Annotated in this window: 21 protein-coding genes; 14 read left to right on the top strand and 7 right to left on the bottom strand. The window is 70.1% G+C overall.

The annotated features are described in order from the left end of the window. The first annotated feature begins 17 nt into the window (after positions 1-17). From DJ73_RS15530 to DJ73_RS15520, 3 genes are all read left to right on the top strand, one after another. On the top strand, positions 18-2,054 hold the full coding sequence (locus DJ73_RS15530) for a hypothetical protein (protein WP_094522165.1): 2,037 nt from the start codon (positions 18-20) through the stop codon (positions 2,052-2,054). A 74-nt stretch (positions 2,055-2,128) separates the two neighbouring features. Then, positions 2,129-2,446 carry an ASCH domain-containing protein gene (locus DJ73_RS15525; RefSeq protein ID WP_094558408.1) on the top strand — a complete coding sequence of 106 codons (318 nt, stop codon included), beginning with the start codon at positions 2,129-2,131 and terminating at the stop codon, positions 2,444-2,446. 86 nt (positions 2,447-2,532) lie between these two features. After that, on the top strand, positions 2,533-3,969 hold the full coding sequence (locus DJ73_RS15520; RefSeq protein ID WP_094558407.1) for a short-chain fatty acid transporter: 1,437 nt from the start codon (positions 2,533-2,535) through the stop codon (positions 3,967-3,969). A 19-nt stretch (positions 3,970-3,988) separates the two neighbouring features. Here DJ73_RS15520 and DJ73_RS15515 read toward each other — a convergent pair whose 3' ends face one another. After that, on the bottom strand, positions 3,989-4,342 hold the full coding sequence (locus tag DJ73_RS15515) for a 2Fe-2S iron-sulfur cluster-binding protein (RefSeq protein WP_094558406.1): 354 nt from the start codon (positions 4,340-4,342) through the stop codon (positions 3,989-3,991). A 149-nt stretch (positions 4,343-4,491) separates the two neighbouring features. Here DJ73_RS15515 and mvaD point away from each other — a divergent pair, with 149 nt between their 5' ends. The 5 genes from mvaD (at position 4,492) to DJ73_RS15490 (ending at position 9,454) form a co-directional block, all read left to right on the top strand. Next, positions 4,492-5,490 carry a phosphomevalonate decarboxylase MvaD gene (mvaD, locus tag DJ73_RS15510; RefSeq protein ID WP_094558405.1) on the top strand — a complete coding sequence of 333 codons (999 nt, stop codon included), beginning with the start codon at positions 4,492-4,494 and terminating at the stop codon, positions 5,488-5,490. 487 nt (positions 5,491-5,977) lie between these two features. Continuing rightward, positions 5,978-7,255, top strand: a complete 1,278-nt coding sequence (locus DJ73_RS15505; RefSeq protein WP_094522231.1) for an aminotransferase class V-fold PLP-dependent enzyme — start codon at positions 5,978-5,980, stop codon at positions 7,253-7,255. Between the two features lie 350 nt (positions 7,256-7,605). Further along, entirely contained in the window at positions 7,606-8,139 is a 534-nt protein-coding gene (locus DJ73_RS15500) for a response regulator (RefSeq protein WP_094522230.1), read from the top strand. A 94-nt stretch (positions 8,140-8,233) separates the two neighbouring features. After that, positions 8,234-8,656 carry a Fe-S cluster assembly sulfur transfer protein SufU gene (gene sufU / locus DJ73_RS15495; protein WP_094522229.1) on the top strand — a complete coding sequence of 141 codons (423 nt, stop codon included), beginning with the start codon at positions 8,234-8,236 and terminating at the stop codon, positions 8,654-8,656. Between the two features lie 84 nt (positions 8,657-8,740). Further along, on the top strand, positions 8,741-9,454 hold the full coding sequence (locus DJ73_RS15490) for an Sjogren's syndrome/scleroderma autoantigen 1 family protein (RefSeq protein WP_094558404.1): 714 nt from the start codon (positions 8,741-8,743) through the stop codon (positions 9,452-9,454). Positions 9,455-9,550: 96 nt separating this feature from the next. Here the strand turns inward: DJ73_RS15490 and DJ73_RS15485 are convergent, their stop codons facing one another. Continuing rightward, the gene (locus DJ73_RS15485) at positions 9,551-9,841 is read right to left on the bottom strand and encodes a hypothetical protein (protein ID WP_094522227.1); all 291 of its coding nucleotides are present in this window, start codon (positions 9,839-9,841) and stop codon (positions 9,551-9,553) included. Positions 9,842-10,042: 201 nt separating this feature from the next. Further along, positions 10,043-11,404 carry a phosphoglucosamine mutase gene (glmM, locus tag DJ73_RS15480; RefSeq protein WP_094522226.1) on the bottom strand — a complete coding sequence of 454 codons (1,362 nt, stop codon included), beginning with the start codon at positions 11,402-11,404 and terminating at the stop codon, positions 10,043-10,045. Positions 11,405-11,535: 131 nt separating this feature from the next. On the opposite strand from glmM, the gene DJ73_RS15475 reads away from it, so the two are divergent. Further along, on the top strand, positions 11,536-12,138 hold the full coding sequence (locus tag DJ73_RS15475) for a hypothetical protein (protein ID WP_094522225.1): 603 nt from the start codon (positions 11,536-11,538) through the stop codon (positions 12,136-12,138). A gap of 61 nt (positions 12,139-12,199) precedes the next feature. On the opposite strand, the gene DJ73_RS15470 is transcribed toward DJ73_RS15475, so the two are convergent. The 4 genes from DJ73_RS15470 to DJ73_RS15455 all read right to left on the bottom strand — a co-directional run bounded on the left by DJ73_RS15470 (position 12,200) and on the right by DJ73_RS15455 (position 14,518). Further along, positions 12,200-12,808 (bottom strand): hypothetical protein, encoded by a 609-nt coding sequence (locus tag DJ73_RS15470; RefSeq protein WP_094558403.1) that lies wholly within the window; start codon positions 12,806-12,808, stop codon positions 12,200-12,202. 43 nt (positions 12,809-12,851) lie between these two features. After that, positions 12,852-13,238 carry a hypothetical protein gene (locus DJ73_RS15465; RefSeq protein WP_094522223.1) on the bottom strand — a complete coding sequence of 129 codons (387 nt, stop codon included), beginning with the start codon at positions 13,236-13,238 and terminating at the stop codon, positions 12,852-12,854. Then, positions 13,238-13,933: an ATPase domain-containing protein gene (locus DJ73_RS15460; protein WP_094558402.1), complete on the bottom strand. Its 696-nt coding sequence runs from the start codon at positions 13,931-13,933 to the stop codon at positions 13,238-13,240. The genes DJ73_RS15465 and DJ73_RS15460 overlap by 1 nt, the downstream gene beginning before the upstream one ends. Positions 13,934-14,038: 105 nt before the next feature. Then, positions 14,039-14,518, bottom strand: a complete 480-nt coding sequence (locus tag DJ73_RS15455) for a chemotaxis protein CheW (protein WP_094526308.1) — start codon at positions 14,516-14,518, stop codon at positions 14,039-14,041. Between the two features lie 102 nt (positions 14,519-14,620). Between DJ73_RS15455 and cheB the strand changes: the two genes are divergently transcribed. Genes cheB through DJ73_RS15430 form a run of 5 tightly spaced genes read left to right on the top strand, consistent with a single transcriptional unit; the run spans position 14,621 to position 20,953 of the window. After that, on the top strand, positions 14,621-15,745 hold the full coding sequence (cheB, locus tag DJ73_RS15450; protein ID WP_170938230.1) for a chemotaxis-specific protein-glutamate methyltransferase CheB: 1,125 nt from the start codon (positions 14,621-14,623) through the stop codon (positions 15,743-15,745). Next, on the top strand, positions 15,745-18,069 hold the full coding sequence (locus DJ73_RS15445) for a chemotaxis protein CheA (protein ID WP_094558400.1): 2,325 nt from the start codon (positions 15,745-15,747) through the stop codon (positions 18,067-18,069). Before cheB ends, DJ73_RS15445 begins: the two co-directional genes overlap by 1 nt. After that, complete coding sequence (locus DJ73_RS15440; RefSeq protein WP_094558399.1) at positions 18,066-18,869, top strand: protein-glutamate O-methyltransferase CheR; 804 nt, start codon at positions 18,066-18,068, stop codon at positions 18,867-18,869. The genes DJ73_RS15445 and DJ73_RS15440 overlap by 4 nt, the downstream gene beginning before the upstream one ends. Further along, entirely contained in the window at positions 18,869-20,080 is a 1,212-nt protein-coding gene (locus tag DJ73_RS15435) for a HEAT repeat domain-containing protein (protein ID WP_094522217.1), read from the top strand. The genes DJ73_RS15440 and DJ73_RS15435 overlap by 1 nt, the downstream gene beginning before the upstream one ends. Beyond that, positions 20,081-20,953, top strand: a complete 873-nt coding sequence (locus DJ73_RS15430) for a CheF family chemotaxis protein (protein ID WP_094522216.1) — start codon at positions 20,081-20,083, stop codon at positions 20,951-20,953. The last annotated feature ends 31 nt before the right edge of the window (positions 20,954-20,984 follow it).

The following is a 20,984-nucleotide window of genomic DNA, read 5'->3' as shown; positions in this document are numbered from 1 at the left end:
CCTTGTAAATCGATGGCATGGGCTGCCCGTATCATTCGAACGGGAACGACGAGGAGGCGACGGACGGTCACGCCGACGACGTCAACGACGGTTCGAGCGTGTCGTCCGACAGGGGAATCGAGCGACGGTCGTTCATGAAGTCAGCGCTCGCGATCGGGGGAGCGAGCGCGCTGACGACCGCCACGGGACTGTACGGGGTGCCGGAGACGGTCTCGGCCGAGGGGGGAGCCCGGATCGGCGCCGAAGCACGGGACAACAGACAGCACGCGTGGGACGGCTTCGAGACGGACATCTCCGAGGGCGGCGTCACGGCCCATCCCTCTCACCACGTGACGCTACACTTGAATTACGTGCCCGGCAAGGAGGAGGAGCCGAGCGCCGCCGACCGAGCGACGGTTGAAGAGGTGCTCCGCGAGATCGAGCGCCACTTCGAGTGGGCCAGCGAGGGCGTCCTGTTCACCATCGGCTACTCGCCCGCCTACTTCGACCGGTTCGACGCGGACCTACCGAGGGGACTGAGTCCGAAGGGGAAGGTCGTCAAGCCGGGGCTGTTGCGGCCGAAGCAGCTCATCGATACCCCCGGCGTGACCCTCGACCACGAGGACCCCCACGCCGACGAGGCGGAGGTCTGTCTGCACCTCGCCAGCAACAACGCGCAGAATATCATGGCCGTCGAGGAGTTGCTCTGGGGGGGCGAAGCCGAGATGGACGGCGACACCGTCGAGTTCGACGCCACGTTCTCGGGCGTCCTCGAGACGGCCGGTGACGGGAGCGGCCGCCCGACCGAGTACCCTTATCGCCGGACCGGATTCGCCGGCCACGAGACGATCACCGAGGAGCTCGAGTCCGACACCGACTTCGACCCGGACCGCATCCCGGACGACCCGGAGGCGGAGCTGACGATGGGGTTCAACGATCTCTACCGCAACAGCATTCCCCGCGAGGACAACGCGACGATCCTCGAGGACCAGAACCTCGTCGTGCCGCACCCGCCGGGTGCATTCGCACAGGGGACCATCCAGCACGTCTCGAAGCTCGACATCGACCTCGACCGCTTCTACGACGAGAACGACACAGAGGGCCGCCGCGAGCGAATGTTCTCGCCCGACCACACCGATGAGAACACCGGGACGGTCGGTGAGAACCTCGGAGACAGCAGCGCGCCGGGCGACACGCCGCTGCGGGAGCTGGGCGGCGAGACCGACAAGGCCGAGCAGACGGTCGACGATTACGACGACGCGGGCGTGGCCGGCCACGCGCAGAAGCTCTCCCGGGCCCGGTTCGACCTGGAGACGCGACTCACCGAGGAGGGGCGAGAGCGCCTGTCCGGGAGCGAGCGCGACGAGATACTGCCGGCCGAGGAGCGCGACGACGACTTGGACGGCCACGACGGGAACCAGGAGGCGGAACAGGTGCTGCTCCGACGCGACGTCGCGACCACCGACCAGCAGACGCCCGGGAACCTCTTCATCTCTCTGATGCGGTTCAACCCGTACATGGCGTACATCCGGCAGGCGATGAACGGCGTCGAGTTCGACTCGAAGGCGTTCGGGCTGACCGGCGAGGACCGTATCGACGACGAGAAAATCGGCGCCGGCCCCGACAGCGGCATCGTCAACTATCTCGAGACGAAGGTTCGCGGGAACTACCTTGTGCCGCCGATCACGAACCGCGCGCTCCCGCACCCGCAAGGCGAGGAGGTCGACGTCTCGGTCAAGCGTGCCGGGGAGAACTACCGAGTGACCGTCGACGGAATCACGGCCGACGCTATCGAGGACGGCTCCGTGCGGTGCGGTTGGTTCTACGACGTGAACCGCGCGGGCGGCGCGGAGCCGCGGCAGGTCGTCCAGCGCGGTAATCGGACGACCTTCGTGTTCCCCGCGGACGGGACCGGCGTCGACACGGCGCCGGGCGGATCGGACGGCAGCGTTCGGGTCCGGTTCCTCGCGAAGCGGAGCGACACGGGTCGACCGGTTCGCGGGACGGCCGAGATCCCCCAGACAGCGAGCGGAAACGCCGGGCAGAAAGGGAAGAAGGGCCAGAAAAAGAACTGACTGCGGAGTACTCCTGACGCCGAGCGGATCCCACCGGCCACGCTTATAAACGGATCCGCACCCAACGGGCGCACATGTCCGAGAACGACCCGGCCGACCTGCTCCCGAACGACCGCGTGAAGCAGGCCGCGCTCGACGGCGACGTGACCCAGCTCCACCGCGGGAATCAGTACGGCGAAGAGGGCGACGTCTTCGAGATCGACGGCGTCGACTTCGAGCTGACCGAGGTCACCGAGCGCACCCTCGGCGACATGACCGACGCCGACGCGAAGCGAGAGGGGTCGCCGTCGCTGGAGGCGTACAAAGAGCGGATGGTCCGCGCACACGGCGGGAACTTCGACTGGGACGACGACGCCGAGGTGGTCCGCCACCGCTTCGAGCGCGTCGAATGAGCCTCCGCCTCCGCCCGGACCGTTCCGCGTGAGGCGGCGGTGCGGTATCCCATTATTTATACTGTAGGATGCTGGATACCCTTCGCATGGCGGCAAGTGACGAGGCCGGGGTCTTCGAACGTATCGGATTCAGTATCTCAACGGTCGTGGAGCGATGGATGCCAAGCCCCTTCGTGTTTGCAATATTGTTGACGTATATCGTCTTCGCCGCCGGCCTCATCGCGACCGGATCGGGTGCCGTAGAGCTGTTAGATTTCTGGTACGGCGGCTTCTGGGCGTTCCTCGGGTTCTCGATGCAGATGGTGTTGATCCTGATGACCGGGTTCGTCATCGCGTATCACCCGCGGGTCAACGACCTCCTCCAGCGGCTCGCCGAGGTCCCTAACTCCGGGGCGCAGGCGGCGGCGTTCGTCGGCTTCATTTCGATGTCGCTGGCGTGGGTCCACTGGGGATTCAGCCTGATCATGGGCGCGATCTTCGCCCGCGAGATGGGGAAAGTCGCGCACCGGAAGGGGATCGACGTCCACTACCCGCTGTTGGCGGTCGCGGGCTACATGGGGCTCGGCCTGACGTGGCACTGGGGCATCTCCGGGTCCGCTCCCTTGCAGTTGACCGACGCGAACAACATCGGCGAGGGGACCGGCTTCGAGTTCCTCGCCTCGACCGTGCCCGCCGTCGAGACCATCTTCCACCCGTACGCGCTTACCCTCACCGCCCTCTCTATCGTCTTCGCGAGCGCGATGCTGTACGTTCTCGCTCCCTCCGGGAGCCGCGCGAAGGGGATCACGCACTACGTCGACGAGGCGGAGCTGTTCGACGGGGCCGCCGACGGCGGGACCGACGCGGCCGAGGTCGCCGATCCGGTCGACGAACCGCCGGCCGGCGTCGACGACGTTCCGGCCGAGCGGCTGAACAACAGCCGGCTCCTCGGCGGCCTGATCGCGCTCTCGGGGGTCGCCGTCGTCGCCTACCAGTTCCTCGGGCAGGGGCTCGGGGCGTTCACGCTAAACGCGGTCAACTTCGGGTTCCTCTTCGCCGGCCTCCTCATCTACCAGCGCCCGGCGTACTACCGCGACCGATTCAACGAGGCCGCCGGCGCGGCGGCCGGCATCGTCCTCCTCTTCCCCTTCTTCGCGGGGATTCAGGGGATCATGGCCGACTCCGGGCTCGCGCTGCTGCTCGCCGAGGCGCTCCTCGACGTGTCGACGGCGGCGACGTACCCCGTCGTCGCCTGGCTCGTCGGCGCCGTCGCGAACGTGTTCGTTCCCTCCGGCGGCGGCGAGTGGCTCGTCATCGGTCCCTCAGTGCTGCAGGCCGCGGAGAGCCTGGGCGTCCCCTACGGGCAGGCGACGATCGCGTACGCGGTCGGCGACGCGCACACGAACCTGCTGAACCCGTTCTGGGCGCTGCCGCTGCTGGCGATCACGGAGGTCAAAGCGCGGGAGATGTTCGGGTACGCGATCGCGATGCTGCTCGCGCTGATCCCGTTCCTCGCGGTCGCGCTATACGCGGTGCCGTACTGAGCCGCGGAGCGGCCTTTTTTTAATCGTCGTCCGCGGCCGCGCCGTCGGCGCCGTCGGTGTCCCCGCCGGCCGCGGTCGCCTCCTCGTCCTCGATGCTCGGCGGGTACTTGCCGCGGTCCAGCTTCAGGTCGGACTGCGGGCGCGCCATGCAGGTGAGCGCGTACTCCTCCGCCTCATCGTCGGTGAGCCCGCGGGCCGCGGGCTGGGTCACCTCGCCCTCGACGATCTCGGCGGAGCAGGCGAGACACATCCCGACGCGGCAGGAGTACTCTTGGGCGATCCCCGCCTCGATACAGGAGCTGAGGACCGTCTCCGTGTCGGCCACCTCGATCGTCTCGCCGGTGCCGACGAACTCGACGGTGTACTCTGTCATGGCGCGGAGTACCCGCCCACCAATCAAAAAGGGTTCCCCTCGATCCAGTCGCCGGCGCGGGGACGGAAGCGGGCGCGCGGGCCGACCGAGGGCCGAGTCGGCTCCCGCTCATCGCAACGACTAATCCCCCGCCGGACGCTTCCCGAGGTATGACCGAGAAGGCCACCGCGCGAGCCCACCCGATCCAGGGGCTCGTCAAGTACCACGGGATGCGCGACCCGGAGCTCCGGCTCCCGTACCACGACAGCATCAGCCTCTGTACCGCCCCGACCGCGACGACGACGACGGTCGAGTGGCAGCCCGACGCGAGCGAGGACACGTACGTCATCGGCGGCGAGGCGGTCGACGGCCGGGCCGCCGAGCGCATCGATATGGTCGTCGACCACGTCCGCGAGCTGGCCGGCGTCGACGCCGCGGTCCGGCTGGAGAGCGAGAACTCCTTCCCGTCGAACATCGGCTTCGGCTCCTCGTCGTCGGGGTTCGCGGCCGCCGCGCTCGCGCTCGTCGAGGCCGCCGGCCTCGACCGCTCCCTGCCCGAGGTCTCCACGATCGCCCGCCGCGGCTCCTCCTCCGCGGCCCGGGCCGTCACCGGGGCCTACTCCCGGCTCGACGCCGGGCTCAACGACGAGGATTGTCGCTCGCACCGTCTGGACGTGGGCGTCGGCGAGGACGGGTTCGACCCCGAGGAGGACCTCCGGATCGTCGCCGCGCACGTCCCCGCTTATAAAGAGACCGAGGAGGCGCACCGCGAGGCCGCCGCGAGCCACATGATGCAGGCGCGGACCGCCCACGTGCAGGACCAGCTCGTCGAGATGACCGACGCGCTCCGCGAGGGCGACTTCGATCGAATCTTCGGGACCGCCGAGCACGACTCGCTCTCGCTGACGGCCACGACGATGACCGGCCCCGCCGGGTGGGTGTACTGGCAGCCGGAGACGATCCAAGTGTTCAACGCGGTCCGCGAGCTCCGGGAGGACGGCGTCCCCGTCTACTTCTCGACTGACACCGGCGCCTCGGTGTACGTCAACACCCTCGCCGACCACGCCGACGAGGTCGAGAGTCGGATCGCCGAGATCGGCATCGACACCGACGTCTGGGAGGTCGGCGGCCCGGCGCACGTGCTCGACGAGAGCGAGGCGCTCTTTTAAAAGAGCAATCGTCGTGCGGTCGGCGCGCGCCTGCGAGCGGCCGGCCTCGGCGGCCGCGAGGAGCGCGTGCGAGGGAGTCGACCGCCCGGAGCAACGCGGAGGGTGGTCGACGAGGCTGGGGAGGCGTGAGGCTGCGGTGCTGTGCGGTGCGGGGTGGGACTCAAAGGGGCAGTCGCCGGCGGCAACGCCGCCGGCTGCCAGAGGCGCGAAGCGCCTCGCTGCCGCGAGGGCGAAGCACGCCGCAGTAAGCACCGAAGCGAGTGAGTGGAGCGAACGGTCGAGGAGCGCATCGAGGCGCGCGAGCCGTCGCGGCTGGGGTTTCGGAGGTCTTCAGGGCTGACTTCCGAGCAGCCATTTATAATCGAGCGGCCGGAGCGTTGGCGGTGACTGAGATCGTCCCTTTCTTTTAAGAACGATCCGCGTCCGAGTCGCGAGCAACACCTGCCGGACCGAAGATGTGTTAGTGCTCGGGGCCCAAATCAGCGTAATGGGAGTTCAGGAGCAGTACCCGTTCAACGTGGAAGCGCTCCGGGCAGACTTCCCCGTCCTCGACCGGAAGGTCGGCGGGGATCCGGAGTCGCCGGGACAGGGACCGGGCGACGACACGCCGCTCGTCTACCTCGACAACGCGGCGACCTCGCACACCCCCGACCCGGTCGTGGACGAGATCTCGGACTACTACCGGAGCTACAACGCCAACGTTCACCGCGGCATCCACCAGCTGAGCCAGGAGGCCTCCGTCGCCTACGAGGAGGCCCACGACGCGGTCGCCGACTTCGTCGGCGCCGCGGGCCGCGAGGAGATCGTCTTCACGAAGAACACGACCGAGGCGATGAACCTCGTCGCCTACGCGTGGGGCCTCGAGGAGCTCGGTCCCGGTGACAACGTCGTCCTCACCGAGATGGAGCACCACGCCTCGCTCGTCACCTGGCAACAGATCGGCAAGCGGACCGGCGCCGACGTGCGCTTTATCGACGTGACCGACGAGGGGCGGCTCGACATGGACGACGCGGCGGACCTCATCGACGACGACACGCAGATGGTGTCGGTCGTCCACATCTCGAACACGCTCGGCACGATCAACCCGATCGCCGAACTGGCCGACCTCGCGCACGACCACGGCGCGTACATCTTCGCCGACGGCGCGCAGTCGGTGCCGAACCGCGCGGTCGACGTCGATGAGCTCGGGGTCGACTTCTTCGCGTTCTCCGCGCACAAGATGTGCGGCCCGACCGGGATCGGCGCGCTGTACGGCCGCGAGGAGCTGTTGGAGTCGATGCAGCCGTACCTCTACGGCGGCGACATGATCCGGCGGGTCTCCTTCGAGGACTCCACGTGGGAGGACCTTCCGTGGAAGTTCGAGGCCGGGACGCCCTCGATCGCGCAGGGGATCGGCTTCGCTGCGGCGATCGAGTACTTAGAGGAGATCGGGATGGACCGCGTCGAGGCCCACGAGGACCTCCTCGCCGAGTACGCCTACGACGAGCTGTCGGCGCTCGGCGGCGTGGAGATCTACGGGCCGCCCGGCGACGACCGCGGCGGCCTCGTCGCGTTCAACGTCGAGGGCGTCCACGCGCACGACCTCTCCAGCATCCTCAACGACTACGGGATCGCGATCCGCGCGGGCGACCACTGCACCCAACCCCTCCACGACGAGATGGGCGTCTCCGCCTCCGCGCGCGCCTCCTTCTACCTCTACAACACCGTCGAGGAGGTCGACGCTCTCGTCGAGGCCGTCGGCGAGGCGCGCGACCTGTTCGCCTGAGGCCCCCGCGCGTCGACGCGGGCGGCCGTTCGCTCGGATCCGCCGCGATACGCGAGGCCTGAGTGTGCCGAAACCGCCGGACCGGAGCGGCAAGTCGAAGACCACTAAGTAATCGCTTCTCCGGCCGCCCCCGAACCGTCGTTCGGTTCCGCTGTTCGACGCTCCCGGCTCGCATCGTTTCCACCGTCTGCCCGTCGATCGTCATCACAAGCGATCGGGTCGCTGGCAACCCGAGAGGCGTGACAACGGTGGTCGCACAATTATTATTACTATCCGAGTAAAAAATAGTAAAACGAGGGCGACGTCCGTTGCAATCGGCCGTAGCGGCGTTGCGAAGATATCACCCGTTCATGACCGACACTTCACCGTCCGCCGCCGCGCCCGATGCCCAGACAGAGATGCACGCCGCCGACCGCGACTCGACGCCGGAACCCGACTCCGTCGCGGTGCTTCACGTCGAACCCGACTCGCGCGCGGCGGAGCTGTTCGCGGCGTTCACGGACCGGTCGGTCGACGGGGTCACGGTCCGGTCGGTCGACGGGGTCGCCGCGGCGTTCGACGCGGCCGACGCGGTCGACTGTGTCGTGACCGAACAGCGGCTGCCGGAGGGCTCCGGCGTCGAGTTGGTCCGTCGACTCCGCCGCGACGGGAGCGACGTGCCGGTGCTGTTCCACACCACCTGTCGCGAGGGAGAGACCGAGGCGTTGGCGCTCGAAGCCGGCGCTGACGGGTACTTCACGAAGCGCTCGGAACGCGGGCAGTACGAGCGCCTCCTCGAACGGCTCCGCGAGCTCGTCGCCGGCAACGGCCCCCGAACCGCCGAGACAGCGGCGCCTCCGTCCGGGCCGAGGCCGGGCGCAGAGACCGCCGGATCCGAGGAGTAGTCGGTGTCCGCCGCTCGTCGGCTCGCGGTCCCCGCGCCCGGTCGTCACAATCGACGGAACCCTTTTGTCCCGCACTGGCCTACTTGAACCCGATATGGGACTGGGCTCGGACATGTACCGGCAGCAGATCCTCGACCACTACAAGAACCCGCGCAACTACGGTGAGCTCGAGGAGCCGGACTTCACGCACGTCGGCGAAAACCCTTCCTGCGGCGACACGATCCGGATGGACGTCGACCTCGACGAGGCGGGCGAGACGATCGAAGCGGTCCGGTTTACGGGCGACGGCTGCGCCATCTCGATGGCCTCCGCGAGCATGCTCTCGGAGCGGCTCCACGGGATGGCGGTCGAGGAGCTCCACGGGATGGACACCGACGACGTCACGGAGATGCTCGGCGTCGACATCTCACCGATGCGGGTGAAGTGCGCGGTCCTCGGCCGGCAGGTCGCGCAGGACGGCTCGAAGATCCACCGCGGCGAGCTCGACCCGGACGACCGCACGATCACCGAGGAGTAGCCGACGGCGGAGCGGCGGTCGCCGCCGCGCCCCGGTCGTCCCGAGCCCACCGGACTTTTGCTCGTCAACCACGTTCGTCCGCCCATGAGCGACGGGTTCGACAAGGAGGCCGAGCGCGAGAAGCTCCGCGAGAAGCTCGCGGACGACGAGGAGAAGCGCGAGCACACGCAGCGGATGTCGGAGCTCCTCTTGCAGGGGGCGACGATGACGAACCGCCACTGCGACGACTGCGGCGACCCCATCTTCCGGAAGGACGGGCAGGAGTTCTGCCCGACCTGCCACACGGTCGACGCCGCGGACGAGGGGAGCGCCGACCCGACCGCGGGCACCTCGACTTCGGCCGCGTCCGGAGACGTCGGCGCGGACGCGGTCGACCGCTCGCCGACGCCCCCGACTGACGGAGCGCCGTCCCCGGCGACCGGCGCGAACGGTTCGGCCGAGCCGCGGCGCCCCGACCGGGAGTCAACTGGGACGCCCTCGGAGCCGTCGACTGGGACGCCCTCGGAGCCGTCGACTGGGACGACCCCGGAGCCGTCGACTGGGACGCCCTCGGAGCCGTCGACTGGGACGACCCCGGAGCCGTCGACCGGGGTCCCCGACCCGACCGCGGGCGCGTCCGAGAGCCCCCCGACGACGACTGCCGGCTCCGAGAGCGTCGCCGACGCCCGGGCGTCGCTGACGCGGACGCTCCACCGGTTCGCCGTCGCGGCCGAGGAGACGGACGACCCGCGGCGGGCGCGCGACCACCTACGGGCGGCCCGCGAGGCGGCCGAGGCGCTCTCGGCGCTCGACCGGTAGGGAGCGACGCGAGCGGACGCGGCGCCTCAGAACAGAGAGAGAACGCGAACGAGCGGTCCGAAGCCGCGGATACCCGATCCTTTCGAACGCGCGCCGTCAGGCGCCCGTCGCCCGCCCGGCCGGCTCCATCTCCTCCCAGCTGGGACGGCGGTCGCTCAACAGCGACCGGACGATCCGGACGACGGCGTCGGTCCCGTCGCAGCAGTCCACCTCGCCGCGCTCGACGCGCCGGACGAAGCGGTCCAGCTCCTCCAGCGTTACCGCTCCCGACGCGACGGCGCCGGTGATCGTCTCTGTTTTGCTCTCCATCGTCCGCACCAGATCGATCGGTGCGGTCGAACCGTCTCGGTCGATGCGCGATGCGACGCCGGGCTTCTTCGCGGCCATGTCTATTCTTACTACAACATGAGTTAATATATTACTACCGGTAACTGACGGGGTTCTGTCACGTGTCGTCGACGCGGTCTCGCCCCCCGCGTTCGACCGACGACGCGGCGCGTCCGCACGGAGCTCGCGGGCCGGCGAACGGCGCCGCCTCGAGCGAGACGCGTCGCTCCCGGCGTCTCCGTCTCAAGCTTCGGTCGCCGACTACCGCCCGCTCTCGACGGCCACCAGCATGTCCGTCGCGAGCTGCTCGGCGCGGTCCGGGTCGGCGGACTCGGCGTAGATCCGGACCTTCGGCTCCGTGCCGGAGGGACGCACGAGCACCCACGCGTCGCCGTAGTCGAGGCGGTAGCCGTCGGTGGTGTTCGGCTTCGCGTCGGCGGTCTCGACGTACGCCCGCGCCGCGGAGAGCATCTCGTCGCGCTCGGCGGCGTCGGCGTACTCCACGTTCCGGCGCACGAAGTGGTAGTCGGCGTAGGGCGCGACCACGTCGCTGACCGGCTCGCCGGCGTCCGCGAGCAGTTCGAGGAAGCGAGCGCCGATGTACGCGCCGTCCCGCGAGAGCCGGTACGGCGGGAAGAACAGCCCGCCGTTCCCCTCGCCGGCGACGGGTACGTTGACTCCCGCCTCGTGGAGCTCGCGCGTCCGGGTGATGATGTTCGTCGCGCCGATGGGGGTCAGCTCAAGGTCGGCGTCGTTCGCGTCGCAGACGTCGACGAGCCGCTGGGAGACGTTGACGGCGCTGACGACGCTGTCGCCGGGCTCCACGCAGGCGTCGGCCATCGCCGCGAACGAGGTGTCGCCGTCGACGAACCCGCCGTCCTCGTCGACGAAGACGGCGCGGTCCGCGTCGCCGTCGTGGGCGATCCCCACGTCGGCCTCGGAGGTCGCGACGAGCCGGGAGAGCGCTTCGAGGTTCTCCGCGATCGGCTCGGAGTCGCGACCGGGGAAGTGGCCGTCCGGCGTCGCGTTCACCGTCAGCACGTCACAGCCGAGCTCGCGGTAGATCCGCGGCGACGCCACCGACGCCGCGCCGTGACCGGGGTCGACCGCGACCGTTAGCCCGGCGTCAGCGATCGCCTCGCGGTCGACCGCGTCGAGCAGCTGGTCGACGTAGTCGTCGACGGCGCCGTCGACGGCCGTCGTCGCGCCGGCGGTCCGCCAGTCGGCGAGGTCGTACTCGTCGTCGAGGACGCGGCGCTCGACGCGTTCGAGCACGTCGACCGAGAGCTCGACGCCGTCGTCGCCGACGAGCTTGATCCCGTTGAACTCCGGCGGGTTGTGCGAGGCGGTGACGAGCACGGCCGGGACCCCCGTCGACTCGCAGTAGTTCCCGACTGCGGGCGTCGGCACGACGCCGAGTCGGTCGACGTCGCAACCCACGGCGGCGAGCCCGCTCGCGGCGGCGTTGACGAACAGCTCGCCGGTGGTGCGGGTGTCGCGGGCGACGGCGACCCGGTCGGCGTCCCACACCGATCCGGCCGCCTTCGCGATGTCGAGGACGAGCTCCGGCGTGAGGTACCGTAGCGCGACCCCGCGAATGCCGCTGGATCCGAACAGCTCCATGGCCGGTCATGGGCCGGCCGACGGGAAAGCGGTTCCGAACCCCGAGCGCGCCGAGGCGGTGCGGCCCGTCCGAGGGGGCGTCGGTCGCCCGAACGCGTGCCCTTGAAACCGGTCCCGCCCCTACGGTTCGCATGGAGCGCACGCGACGCGACCTGTTGGCGCGGACCGGGGCGACGCTGGCCGCGACGGGAGCGGTCGGCGCCGCCGGCTGCCTCGACTTCGCCGCCGGCGACGGTCCGCAGGGGCCCGAGGGGACCCCGGAGACGCTGTCCTGCGGGGACGACGAGTTCGTCCGGCTCTCGCAGCCGTTCGAGAAGGAGGTTGCGGGGACGCTCGTCGAGACGGCCGAGACGACCGTCGAACTGTCCGCCGAGGGCAACTCGGAGACGTACGGCCAGTCGCTCCGGTTGGTGTTGCGGAACACCGGCGACGAGCCCGCGACCGCCCTCGGGCGACACGCCTACTCGGTCCAGCGGGAGACCGCGGCGGGCTGGCTCGACGTCCGCGGCTCGACGACCGGAGAGGCCGTCGAGCTCCCCCGTACCGAGGAGGCGTTCGGCCCGACCGGGGCGTACAGCTGGTCGATCGACCTCGACGAAGAAGCGATCGCCTCGGCCGTCCCCGACCTCGACCTGACCGTCTGTCCGCCGCTCGGTCCCGGGACGTACCGGTTCGTCTACTGGGGTATCGTCGACGCGCCGCCGCTGGGGGCGCAGTTCGAGCTGATCGGGTGAGCGTCGCGGCCGCCGGATCCGGTTCCGGTTCCGGTTCGACCGGCGCGGTCGCCGCTTCCGATCAGAACTGCGTCCAGTCGGAGGGGCCGCCCACCCGCCCGCGGACGCGGAACTCGCGGTCGTCGCCCTCCACGCGCGTCTCGACCACGACCTCGAACGGCTCGTGAAGGGTGTGGACCACCTGCTCGTCGTGCGCCGTCGACCCGACGACGCCGACGAAGGGCCACCCCTCCCCCGACGTCTGCGAGGTCATGACGCGGGTGAATCGGTAGATGCGCTCGGGGTCCCAGTACATCAACAGCTGGGAGAGCGAGTAGAGGCCGACCGCGCGGTCGCGGCCGGTCGAGGACTCGACGACGTCGGTGAACTTGATCCCGATGTCGGTGAGGTTCCCGGCGCTGCCGACGTACTTGGTCGTCGGCGTGTCGTCGCGCTTGTCGCCCTGCTCGTGGGTGACGCAGTCGATGACGGTCACGTCGCCGCCGTCCCGTCCCGTGATCGACTCGTAGTCGCCGCGGACCTTCTCCGCGGTGCGGCCGGTCGAGATGACGACCGGTTCGTCCGTCCACTCGGCGAGCATCCGGTTGAACAGGTCGTACTTCCCGCTCATCGGGGGGCCGCTGACGAGCACGCTGTCGGCGTCGCGGACAGCGTCGGGAAGCACGGTCATGTGTCTGGGTTGAGGGGGTATCGCGTAAAACCCTTCCGAGGGATCACTTCCGCAGCATCGACGGGAGGTCGAGTGACGACGGGGGACCCTCTCGTGGCGGTCGCGTTAGTGTCAGACCCGTTATCGCTCCGGGCAGCGCGGCTCCGACGGGCGACTCGCGGGGCGTCCCCGCGGCGTCGACGAGCGTCTCCCAGACCTCCTCCGGGTCGTCCGCGTCGTCGGTGGCGTCGAGCGCCTTGGTCCGCCCCTCGTCGTACGCCAGTTCGACGAGGCTCCGGTCGTACGCGCTCGGGAACGCCTCCATCACGCGGTCGAGCTCGGCCGAGCGCCCGTTCCCGACGCCCGCCGCGACGCCGAGGGCGAACGCCCGTCGAACCGCCTCTTCGCGAGTGAGCTCGTTCCACTCCGTGCCGAAGGTCCGGTCGTACATCAGTGGGTCACCGTCGTGGCGGCGCCGACGCGGAGCCCGCCGTCCGTGAACTGAACGTCCTGTATGTCGGTGTCAACGTCGGTCCCGCGCATCTTCAGCACCTGGACCCCGCGCTGCATTCCGTCGTCCTCGAGGTAGTTGTGCATGAAGACGACGCCGTGCGCGAGGTAGTGCTCCTCCGAGTACGCGCTCGGGTCGGTCATCTCGGAGATGAGGAGCGTCGTCGCGTCGGTCCGCTTCAGCGAGGAGAGCAGCTGGATCATCGTGTCCTCGTCGTCGTCGAGGAGGAACCGCAACAGCATGGTGGAGTCGAAGACGACGCGGTCGATGTCGCGGGAGTTGATGAAGCCGGTGAGCCGGTTCGTCACCCCGGAATGGTCCCGACGCTCGCCCGGGAGGCCGAAGAACCGGCGGCCGTCGGAGGAGAAGGAGTCGAGGAACGTGACTCGGTCCGTGTCGAGCGCGCGGTCGAACCCGAAGTCGTACCCGCTCATGTCGCGCCGGATCCCCTCCTTGGTCTCGTGCATGCTGATATACAGGACGTCCTCGCCGTTACGGGCGCCCTGCGCGGCGAACTGCGAGCAGAACGTCGTTTTCCCGCTGCCGGGAGGGCCGCTTACAACGTATAAACGACTCTCCGGGAAGCCGCCGTCCACGAGACCGTCGAACCCGGGAACGCCGCTTGTGACGCGCATACGAAGCCACTCGCCGGTCGGCGCATAAGGGTTGGCTCGCGTTTCTCACTGGTGAGAACTGTCGCGCCGCCGCCGTCGTCGCGACGCTCGTCCCGGCCCCGCGAGCTACGCCTCGGCGTCCTCGGGGACCACGTCGGCGGCGTCGATGTCGCCGACGTCCTCGACGTCGGGGGAGACCCAGACGACGAAGCGGTCGTCGGACTTGACGATCCCGCGGATCCCCTCGTCGTCGACGGTCGTGCCCCGATCGACGTCCTCGGGGGCGACGTCGCGGACCTGGAACACCTCGTCGACCATCCAGCCGACGGTACCGCCCTCGTCGATCTCGGCGTCGTCGAACACGACGATGCGCTCGCGCGGGCCCTCCGCCGCGATGTCGAACAGCGTCTTCGGGTCGACGATCGTCGTCGTCCGCCCGCGCAGGTCCATCACGCCCTCGACGTGGTCCGGCGAGTTGGGGATGCGCGTCAGCTCGCCGGCGTCGACGATCTCGTCGATGACGCCGATGTCCAGACAGTACGTCCCGTCGCCTAGTCCGAACTCCAACACCTTCGTGGGCTCGGCCTCCGTCTCGGTGGCTGCCATGGCCTGACCTGCGGCGAAGGGGCCAATAACCGTGTCCCCTGAATTATCAGGGGTGATTACTGGGTCCGTGGATTTATGCTGATTCTGGGCCCGCTATCGCACATGAGTAGGACGACGGATCGGCGGGGCGGTCGCGACGACTCCTTACGAGTGGTTGTCGTCGACGACTCGCCGTTCATGCGGGGCCTGATCGCCGATCTCCTGACGGATGCCGGAGTGGCGGTGGTCGGCGAGGCCGGCGACGGCGCGGAGGCGCTGTCGGTGGTCGCCGAGACGCGCCCCGACGTGGTGACGATGGACGTCGAAATGCCGGGTATGGGGGGGCTGGAGGCGGTCGAGCGCCTGATGGACGAGACGCCGACGCCCGTCCTGATGCTGTCAGCGCACACGGCCGAGGGCGCGGAAGTGACGTTCGAGGCGCTCGAACGCGGCGCGGTGGACTTCTTCTCGAAGCCGGGCGGCGAGGTGTCCACCGGCGTCTCGCGCGAGTCCGACCGGCTGGTCGAGGCGGTCAAGTCGGTCGCCGACGCCGACCTCGACGCGGCGACCCGGGACCGACGAGAGAGCGACGCCGACGGCGCCGCGAGCGATCCGTCGCCGGGCGCGACCGCCTCGGCCGGCGCGAGCGGTTCGCCCGGGACCGCGGCCGTGGACGTCGACGGCCCGCTGACGGTCGTGATCGGTTCGTCGACGGGCGGGCCGAACGCGGTCGAGCGCGTGATGTCGGCGCTGCCGAAGGCGGACTGTCGGATCGTCATCGTCCAGCACATGCCGGAGGCGTTCACCGCTCGGTTCGCCGACCGGCTCGACGCCGCCTCGGCGTACGACGTGCGCGAGGCGAGCGACGGGGCGCGGATCGGCCCCGGCGAGGCCGTCGTCGCCCGCGGCGGGAGCCACACGCGAATCGACAGCTACCGCGCCGGGCGGCTCCGCGTGAAGCTCGACGAGGACGACTCGCAGTCGGTGACGCCGGCCGCCGACGTGACGATGCGCTCGGCCGCCGAGGTCGTCGACGACCCGCTGGTCGGCGTCGTGCTGACGGGGATGGGCTCGGACGCCGCCGAGGGGATCCGGGCGATGGCCGACGCCGGCGCCCGGACGATAGCACAGAGCGAGGACACCTGCGTCATCTACGGCATGCCGAAGCGCGCGGTCGAGACGGGCGGGGTCGACGAGGTGCGCGACCTCGACGACGTCGCCGGCGCGATCGTGGGGGGTGAGGCCTGATGGACTCCCACCGCGCCGCGTTCGTCGCCGAAGCGGAGGACGGCATCACGGACCTCAACAACGCCCTGCTCGCGCTGGAGGCCGACCCAGAGGACGCCGAGGCGATGGACGACGTGTTCCGCGTCGCCCACACGCTGAAGGGGAACGCCGCGGCGATGGGGTACGACGACGTCTCCGACTTCGGGCACGCCCTCGAGGACCTGCTCGACGCGGTCCGACAGGGCGACCGCGAGGTGACGCCCGAGCTGATGGACCTCCTGTTCGAGGGGGTCGACACCGTCGAGGCGATGGTCGCGGAAATCGCCGACGCCGGCGAGGTCGCGACCGACCCCTCGGATCTGGAGGGCCGCCTCCGGGAGATGGAGGAACACGGGACCGTCGGCGGCGACTCGGCGGCCGACGGCGACGGCGACGGCGACGACACCGCTGACACCGCCGACGCCGACGGCGACGACGCGACCGACGGCGACGACACGGTTGCCGAAAATGGCGACGACGACGCGGCCGACGGCGACGACGTCTCCGTCCCCGATCTCCCGGCGGCCGCCGCGGGGCTCGACGCCCCCGTGGTGTACGCCGACGTGACGATCGGCGAGACGTCGATGGCCGGCGTCGACGCCGCGCTCGTCCTGCAGGCGCTCGACGGCCAGTTCGACGGCCACGTCACGGATCCGGACCCGGACGCGCTGGAAGAGGGCGAGTACGACGGGGGGTTCGACGCGTTCGTCGCCGGCGCCGACCCCGACGTGGTCGCGGAGGGGCTCGGCGCGCTCACGCAGGTCGAGTCGGTCGCGACCGCGCTCGCCGCCGCGGAGACCGGTGACGCCGCCGCCGCGGAGACCGGTGACGCCGCCGACGCGGAGACCGGTGACGCCGCCGCCGACGGCGACGAGTCGAGCGCGCAGGCCGAAAAGGCGGCGCCGGCGCCGACCGAAGAGACCGGCCCCGGCGAGGGAGAGACGGCCGAGGGTGCGCCCGACGGCGAGCCGGCGGAGTCCGATACGACGCCCGCTCCGGACGGCGACGCCGATTCGGCCGGCCAACCGGACTCGCAGTCCGAGACGACCGACCGCGACGAGATCAAGTCGATCCGAGTCGACGTCGACCAGGTCGACGAGCTGTACGGGCTCGTCGAGCAGCTGGTAACGTCCCGGATCAAGCTCCGGCGCGAGCTGGAGGCGGCGGACGCCGAGTCGGACACGCTGGACGAGCTCGACAAGCTCGCGTCCAGCCTCCAGGACACGGCGATGGACATGCGGCTCATCCCGTTCTCGCAGGTGTCGGACTCGTTCCCGCGGCTCGTCCGCGACATCTCGCGGGACCTCGACAAGCGGATCGACTTCGAGATCGAGGGCGACGACGTGGAGCTCGACCGGACGATCCTCACGGAGATGCGCGACCCGCTCGTGCACGTCCTGCGGAACGCGGTGGACCACGGGATCGAGTCCGCCGAGGAGCGCGAGGCCGCCGGCAAGGATCCGACCGGACACGTCAGGCTCACGGCCGAGCGCGAGCGCGACCACGTGATAATCGAGGTCGCCGACGACGGCGGCGGACTCGACCCGGACCAGCTCCGCGAGAAGGCGGTCGAGGAGGACGTCAAGAGCCGCGAGGCGGTCGAGGCGATGGAGGACGACGAGGTGTACGACCTCGTCTTCCACCCCGGCTTCTCCACCGCGGAGGAGGTCACCGACGTCTCCGGGCGCGGGGTCGGGATGGACGTCGTCCGGACGACCGCCCGGGACCTCGACGGCTCCGTCGCGGTCGAGAGCGAGCCCGGCGAGGGAACGACGGTCCGGTTCCGCCTCCCGGTCACCGTCGCCATCGTGAAGGTGATGTTCGTCGACGTCGGCGGCACGGAGTACGGCATCCCGATCAAGTCGATCGCCGAGGTCGCCCGCGCCGACGACGTGGAGGAGGTCCACGGCGACGAGATCGTCCGCCACGAGGACGACCTCTCCCCCGTGATCCGACTGAACGAGCGCCTCGCGGAGAGCGGCGCCGCGGCGGTCGGCTCGGGAATCGGCGACGGATCCGGAGAGAGCGACGCCGGAGCGGAGGACGGACCGCCGGCGAACGCCGAGGCCGCGGTGAGCGACGCCGAGGCCGCATCGACCGACGGCGGCGTCACCGACGAGGGGATGCTGGTGCGGATCCGCGAGGAGACCCGGCAGGTCGCGCTCCACTGCGACGCGGTGCTCGACCAGGAAGAAGTGGTGGTGAAACCCCTCGACGGGCCGTTGTCCGGGACGCCGGGACTGAGCGGCACGGCGGTCCTCGGCGACGGCGACGTCGTGGCCGTTCTCGACGTGGTGAGCCTATGAGCAGCGAGACCGCCTTCGAGGGCGTCCTCCGTCAGATCGACGACACCGTTCCGTTCGAGCCCGGCTACTACAACGAGTCGTACCTCGACCGCCGGATCACGGCGCGGATGCGCCGCCGCGACACCGAGTCGCACGCGGAGTACGAGCGCCTGCTTCGGGAGGACGACGAGGAGCGGCGTGCGCTGATGGACGCGCTCACGATCAACGTGACGGAGTTCTTCCGCAACGCCGAGATGTGGGACGTCCTCCGCGACGTGCTCCGCGAGCGGACGAGCGAGCAGCGGCGGGTCCGCGTCTGGTCGGCCCCCTCGGCGGACGGTCGAGAGCCGTACTCGGTCGCGATGCTCGCCTGCGACGACCCCGAGATCGACGAGTCGCGGATCGAGGTGCTCGGCTCCGACATCAGCGAAGAGGCGCTCGACAACGCCCGCGACGGCGTCTATCACACGACTCGGACGACGGACATCGCGGAGGAGCTGGAGCCGCTCTCGGACCCCGACCGCTACGTCGAGCGCGACGGCGACACGTTTCGGGTTCGGCGGGCGGTCCAGCGGCTCGTCGACTTCGAGACGCACGACCTGATCCGCGACGGCGCGCGCGACCCGTTCGACGTCGTGCTGTGTCGCAACCTCCTGATCTACATCGACGTCGACCACAAGGGCGCGCTGTTCGACACGCTCGAGGCGTCGCTCGCCGACGACGGCGTGCTCGTGCTCGGGATGACGGAGAGCGTCCCGCCGGGGCGGTCCGACAGGTACGAGCCGATCGACAAGCGCCGACGGGTGTTCGGGAGGGTCTGATGTCCCTGTACCAGTACGCCCGGGACGGGAACGCGGAACGGCTCAGGGACGCGCTGAGCAGCGACAGCGCCGCGGTCCGGCGCCGAGCGGCCGAGTTTCTGGGGGAGGTCGGCGACGTCGACGACCAGGCGACGGTCGAGGGACTCCTCCGGGCGGCGACGAGAGACGACGACGCGGAGGTCCGCGGCGCCGCGGTCGACGCGCTCGACGAACTCGGACAGGCGGCGCTCGAACAACTGCTCGAGGAGCTCACCGGCACCAGCGGCTCCGAGGCGGAGTGGGTCACCGCCCGCAAGTTCGCCCGCGCGCTCAAGGCCGACCGCCCGGAGCTCCGGATGGCCGCCGCGAACGCGCTCGGCGGGCTCGACGACGCCAGCGGGCTCCAGCACCTCGTCGAGGCGCTCGACGACGAGGACCCCCGGGTCAGGCTGCGAGCCTGTCAGGCCTGCGGGACGTTCGCGGACCCGCGGTCGGTGCCGGCGCTGACGGAGCGGCTCGACGACGGCGATCCGCGGGTCAAGCGCGCCGCGGCGAACGCCCTCGGGAACGTGGGGACGGACCAGGCGCTGTCGCCGCTGCTCGACCTCCTCGACGACGGCGACGAGTCGCTCCGGCGGATCGCCGCCGGCGCGCTCGGGAAGGCGAACAACCCCGAGCCGGTTGAGCCGCTGGCGCGCGCGCTCGGCGACGAGAGCGCGGTCGTCCGGAACGCCGCGGTGTACTCGGTGATCGAGCTGCTGTCGAACGTGCCGACCGAGCAGAGCCACGCGGTCCGCGACCGCGTCGTCTCCGAGCTGAAGTCGGCGGACGACGCCACGGTCGTCGAGCCGCTCGTCGAGATCCTCACGGACGGCCAGCAGAGCCGCCAGCGGCGGAACGCGGCGTGGATCCTCGGTCGCGTCGCGGAGCCGGAGTCGGCGCTCGCGGTCGAGGCGCTCGCGGACGCGCTCGCCGACGAGGACGCGCAGACAGCTCAGTTCGCGGCCACGAGCCTCAAGAGCCTCGGAGGCCCGATCGTCGAGGACCGGCTGCTCGACCGGCTCGGCACCGAACACCCGGAGGACGCGCGGGCGAAGGCGGTGTTCGTCCTCGGGCAGATCGGCGGGCAGGAGACGCTGAACCGGCTCGAAGACCTCACCGACGACGAGAGCTCCGCGGTCCGGCAACGGGTGTTCTCCGCGGTGTCCAAGCTCCGGGCGGGGGGACCGTAGATGTCCGACGGCGGCGGCGAGTACAAGGTGACGGACACGCAGGGTCGCTTCGCGGTCGCCGTCCGAGAGGGTCGGAAGGTGAGCGACGTCTCGTGGACGCCGGGGCGGGTGCTCCTCTCGAACCGGCGGCTCATCCTCGCCGGCAACGACGGGAAGCGAACGATCCCACTCTCGGAGCTCCGGGGGCTGGGCGGGCGCCACGACGCCAACCAGTCGGTCGCGCGCGTCTCGAACTACGTGAGCTTCGACCTCGGAAACCAGGTGCTGTTGGTCGCGGCGTCGGACCACGAGGCGTTCGAGCGCGACGTCTACCGGGCGCTGCTCGACCAGCGGACGGTGACCGCCAAACACCCCGCGATCGAGGGCGGCGTCGTCCAGGAGACCGAGTGGGAGCAGGCCCGCGTGAAGATCGACGAGAACGGGCTCAACGCCGCCTTGGAGAGCGGCGCGTTCGTGAAGTTCGACCTCGACGATATCAGCGGCCTCGACGCGGCCAAACGCACCGTCAACGGCGAGAAGAAGCCCGTCATCGAGGTGTCTCACACCGACGACGAGGGCACCAGCATCGAGACGCACGTCGCCGGCGATCCCAACCGGATGCGGTTCGTCGAGGCGTGGCTCCGGAAGGGCGAGGAGCGCAGTTCGACGAACGTCGACCTCTCCAGCCGCGACCGGGAGGTGTTGATGGCGCTGTACTCCGGCGTCTCGCCGTTCGAGATCCCGTCGTTCCTCGGGATGGACGTCGACGCGGTCGAGGAGACGTTCGAGCGGCTCGTCGAGCTTGACGTGGTCGAGGAGGTGCGGGTGCGCCGCGAGGTGGCGCTCAACTCCCGCGGTCGGAACATCGCCAGCGAGGCGATGAACGAGCAGTGAGCGGTCGGACCGATCGCTGACGGACCCGAGC

The sequence above is a fragment of the Halorubrum sp. Ea1 genome, from assembly GCF_002252965.1.
Classification (GTDB): domain Archaea; phylum Halobacteriota; class Halobacteria; order Halobacteriales; family Haloferacaceae; genus Halorubrum.
Note: the sequence above shows the minus strand (reverse complement) of the source record. Positions and strands in the feature narration are given on the sequence as shown.

Coding starts and splice junctions, on each gene's coding strand:
- DJ73_RS15475 (WP_094522225.1), top strand. CDS start 11,536: ATGGAGCGCACGCGACGCGACCTGTTGGCGCGGACCGGGGCGACGCTG.
- DJ73_RS15490 (WP_094558404.1), top strand. CDS start 8,741: ATGAGCGACGGGTTCGACAAGGAGGCCGAGCGCGAGAAGCTCCGCGAG.
- sufU (WP_094522229.1), top strand. CDS start 8,234: ATGGGACTGGGCTCGGACATGTACCGGCAGCAGATCCTCGACCACTAC.
- DJ73_RS15460 (WP_094558402.1), bottom strand. CDS start 13,933: ATGCGCGTCACAAGCGGCGTTCCCGGGTTCGACGGTCTCGTGGACGGC.
- DJ73_RS15485 (WP_094522227.1), bottom strand. CDS start 9,841: ATGGCCGCGAAGAAGCCCGGCGTCGCATCGCGCATCGACCGAGACGGT.
- DJ73_RS15525 (WP_094558408.1), top strand. CDS start 2,129: ATGTCCGAGAACGACCCGGCCGACCTGCTCCCGAACGACCGCGTGAAG.
- DJ73_RS15530 (WP_094522165.1), top strand. CDS start 18: ATGGGCTGCCCGTATCATTCGAACGGGAACGACGAGGAGGCGACGGAC.
- DJ73_RS15465 (WP_094522223.1), bottom strand. CDS start 13,238: ATGTACGACCGGACCTTCGGCACGGAGTGGAACGAGCTCACTCGCGAA.
- DJ73_RS15500 (WP_094522230.1), top strand. CDS start 7,606: ATGACCGACACTTCACCGTCCGCCGCCGCGCCCGATGCCCAGACAGAG.
- mvaD (WP_094558405.1), top strand. CDS start 4,492: ATGACCGAGAAGGCCACCGCGCGAGCCCACCCGATCCAGGGGCTCGTC.
- DJ73_RS15435 (WP_094522217.1), top strand. CDS start 18,869: ATGTCCCTGTACCAGTACGCCCGGGACGGGAACGCGGAACGGCTCAGG.
- DJ73_RS15445 (WP_094558400.1), top strand. CDS start 15,745: ATGGACTCCCACCGCGCCGCGTTCGTCGCCGAAGCGGAGGACGGCATC.
- DJ73_RS15520 (WP_094558407.1), top strand. CDS start 2,533: ATGGCGGCAAGTGACGAGGCCGGGGTCTTCGAACGTATCGGATTCAGT.
- DJ73_RS15505 (WP_094522231.1), top strand. CDS start 5,978: ATGGGAGTTCAGGAGCAGTACCCGTTCAACGTGGAAGCGCTCCGGGCA.
- DJ73_RS15470 (WP_094558403.1), bottom strand. CDS start 12,808: ATGACCGTGCTTCCCGACGCTGTCCGCGACGCCGACAGCGTGCTCGTC.
- DJ73_RS15515 (WP_094558406.1), bottom strand. CDS start 4,342: ATGACAGAGTACACCGTCGAGTTCGTCGGCACCGGCGAGACGATCGAG.
- cheB (WP_170938230.1), top strand. CDS start 14,621: ATGAGTAGGACGACGGATCGGCGGGGCGGTCGCGACGACTCCTTACGA.
- glmM (WP_094522226.1), bottom strand. CDS start 11,404: ATGGAGCTGTTCGGATCCAGCGGCATTCGCGGGGTCGCGCTACGGTAC.
- DJ73_RS15455 (WP_094526308.1), bottom strand. CDS start 14,518: ATGGCAGCCACCGAGACGGAGGCCGAGCCCACGAAGGTGTTGGAGTTC.
- DJ73_RS15440 (WP_094558399.1), top strand. CDS start 18,066: ATGAGCAGCGAGACCGCCTTCGAGGGCGTCCTCCGTCAGATCGACGAC.
- DJ73_RS15430 (WP_094522216.1), top strand. CDS start 20,081: ATGTCCGACGGCGGCGGCGAGTACAAGGTGACGGACACGCAGGGTCGC.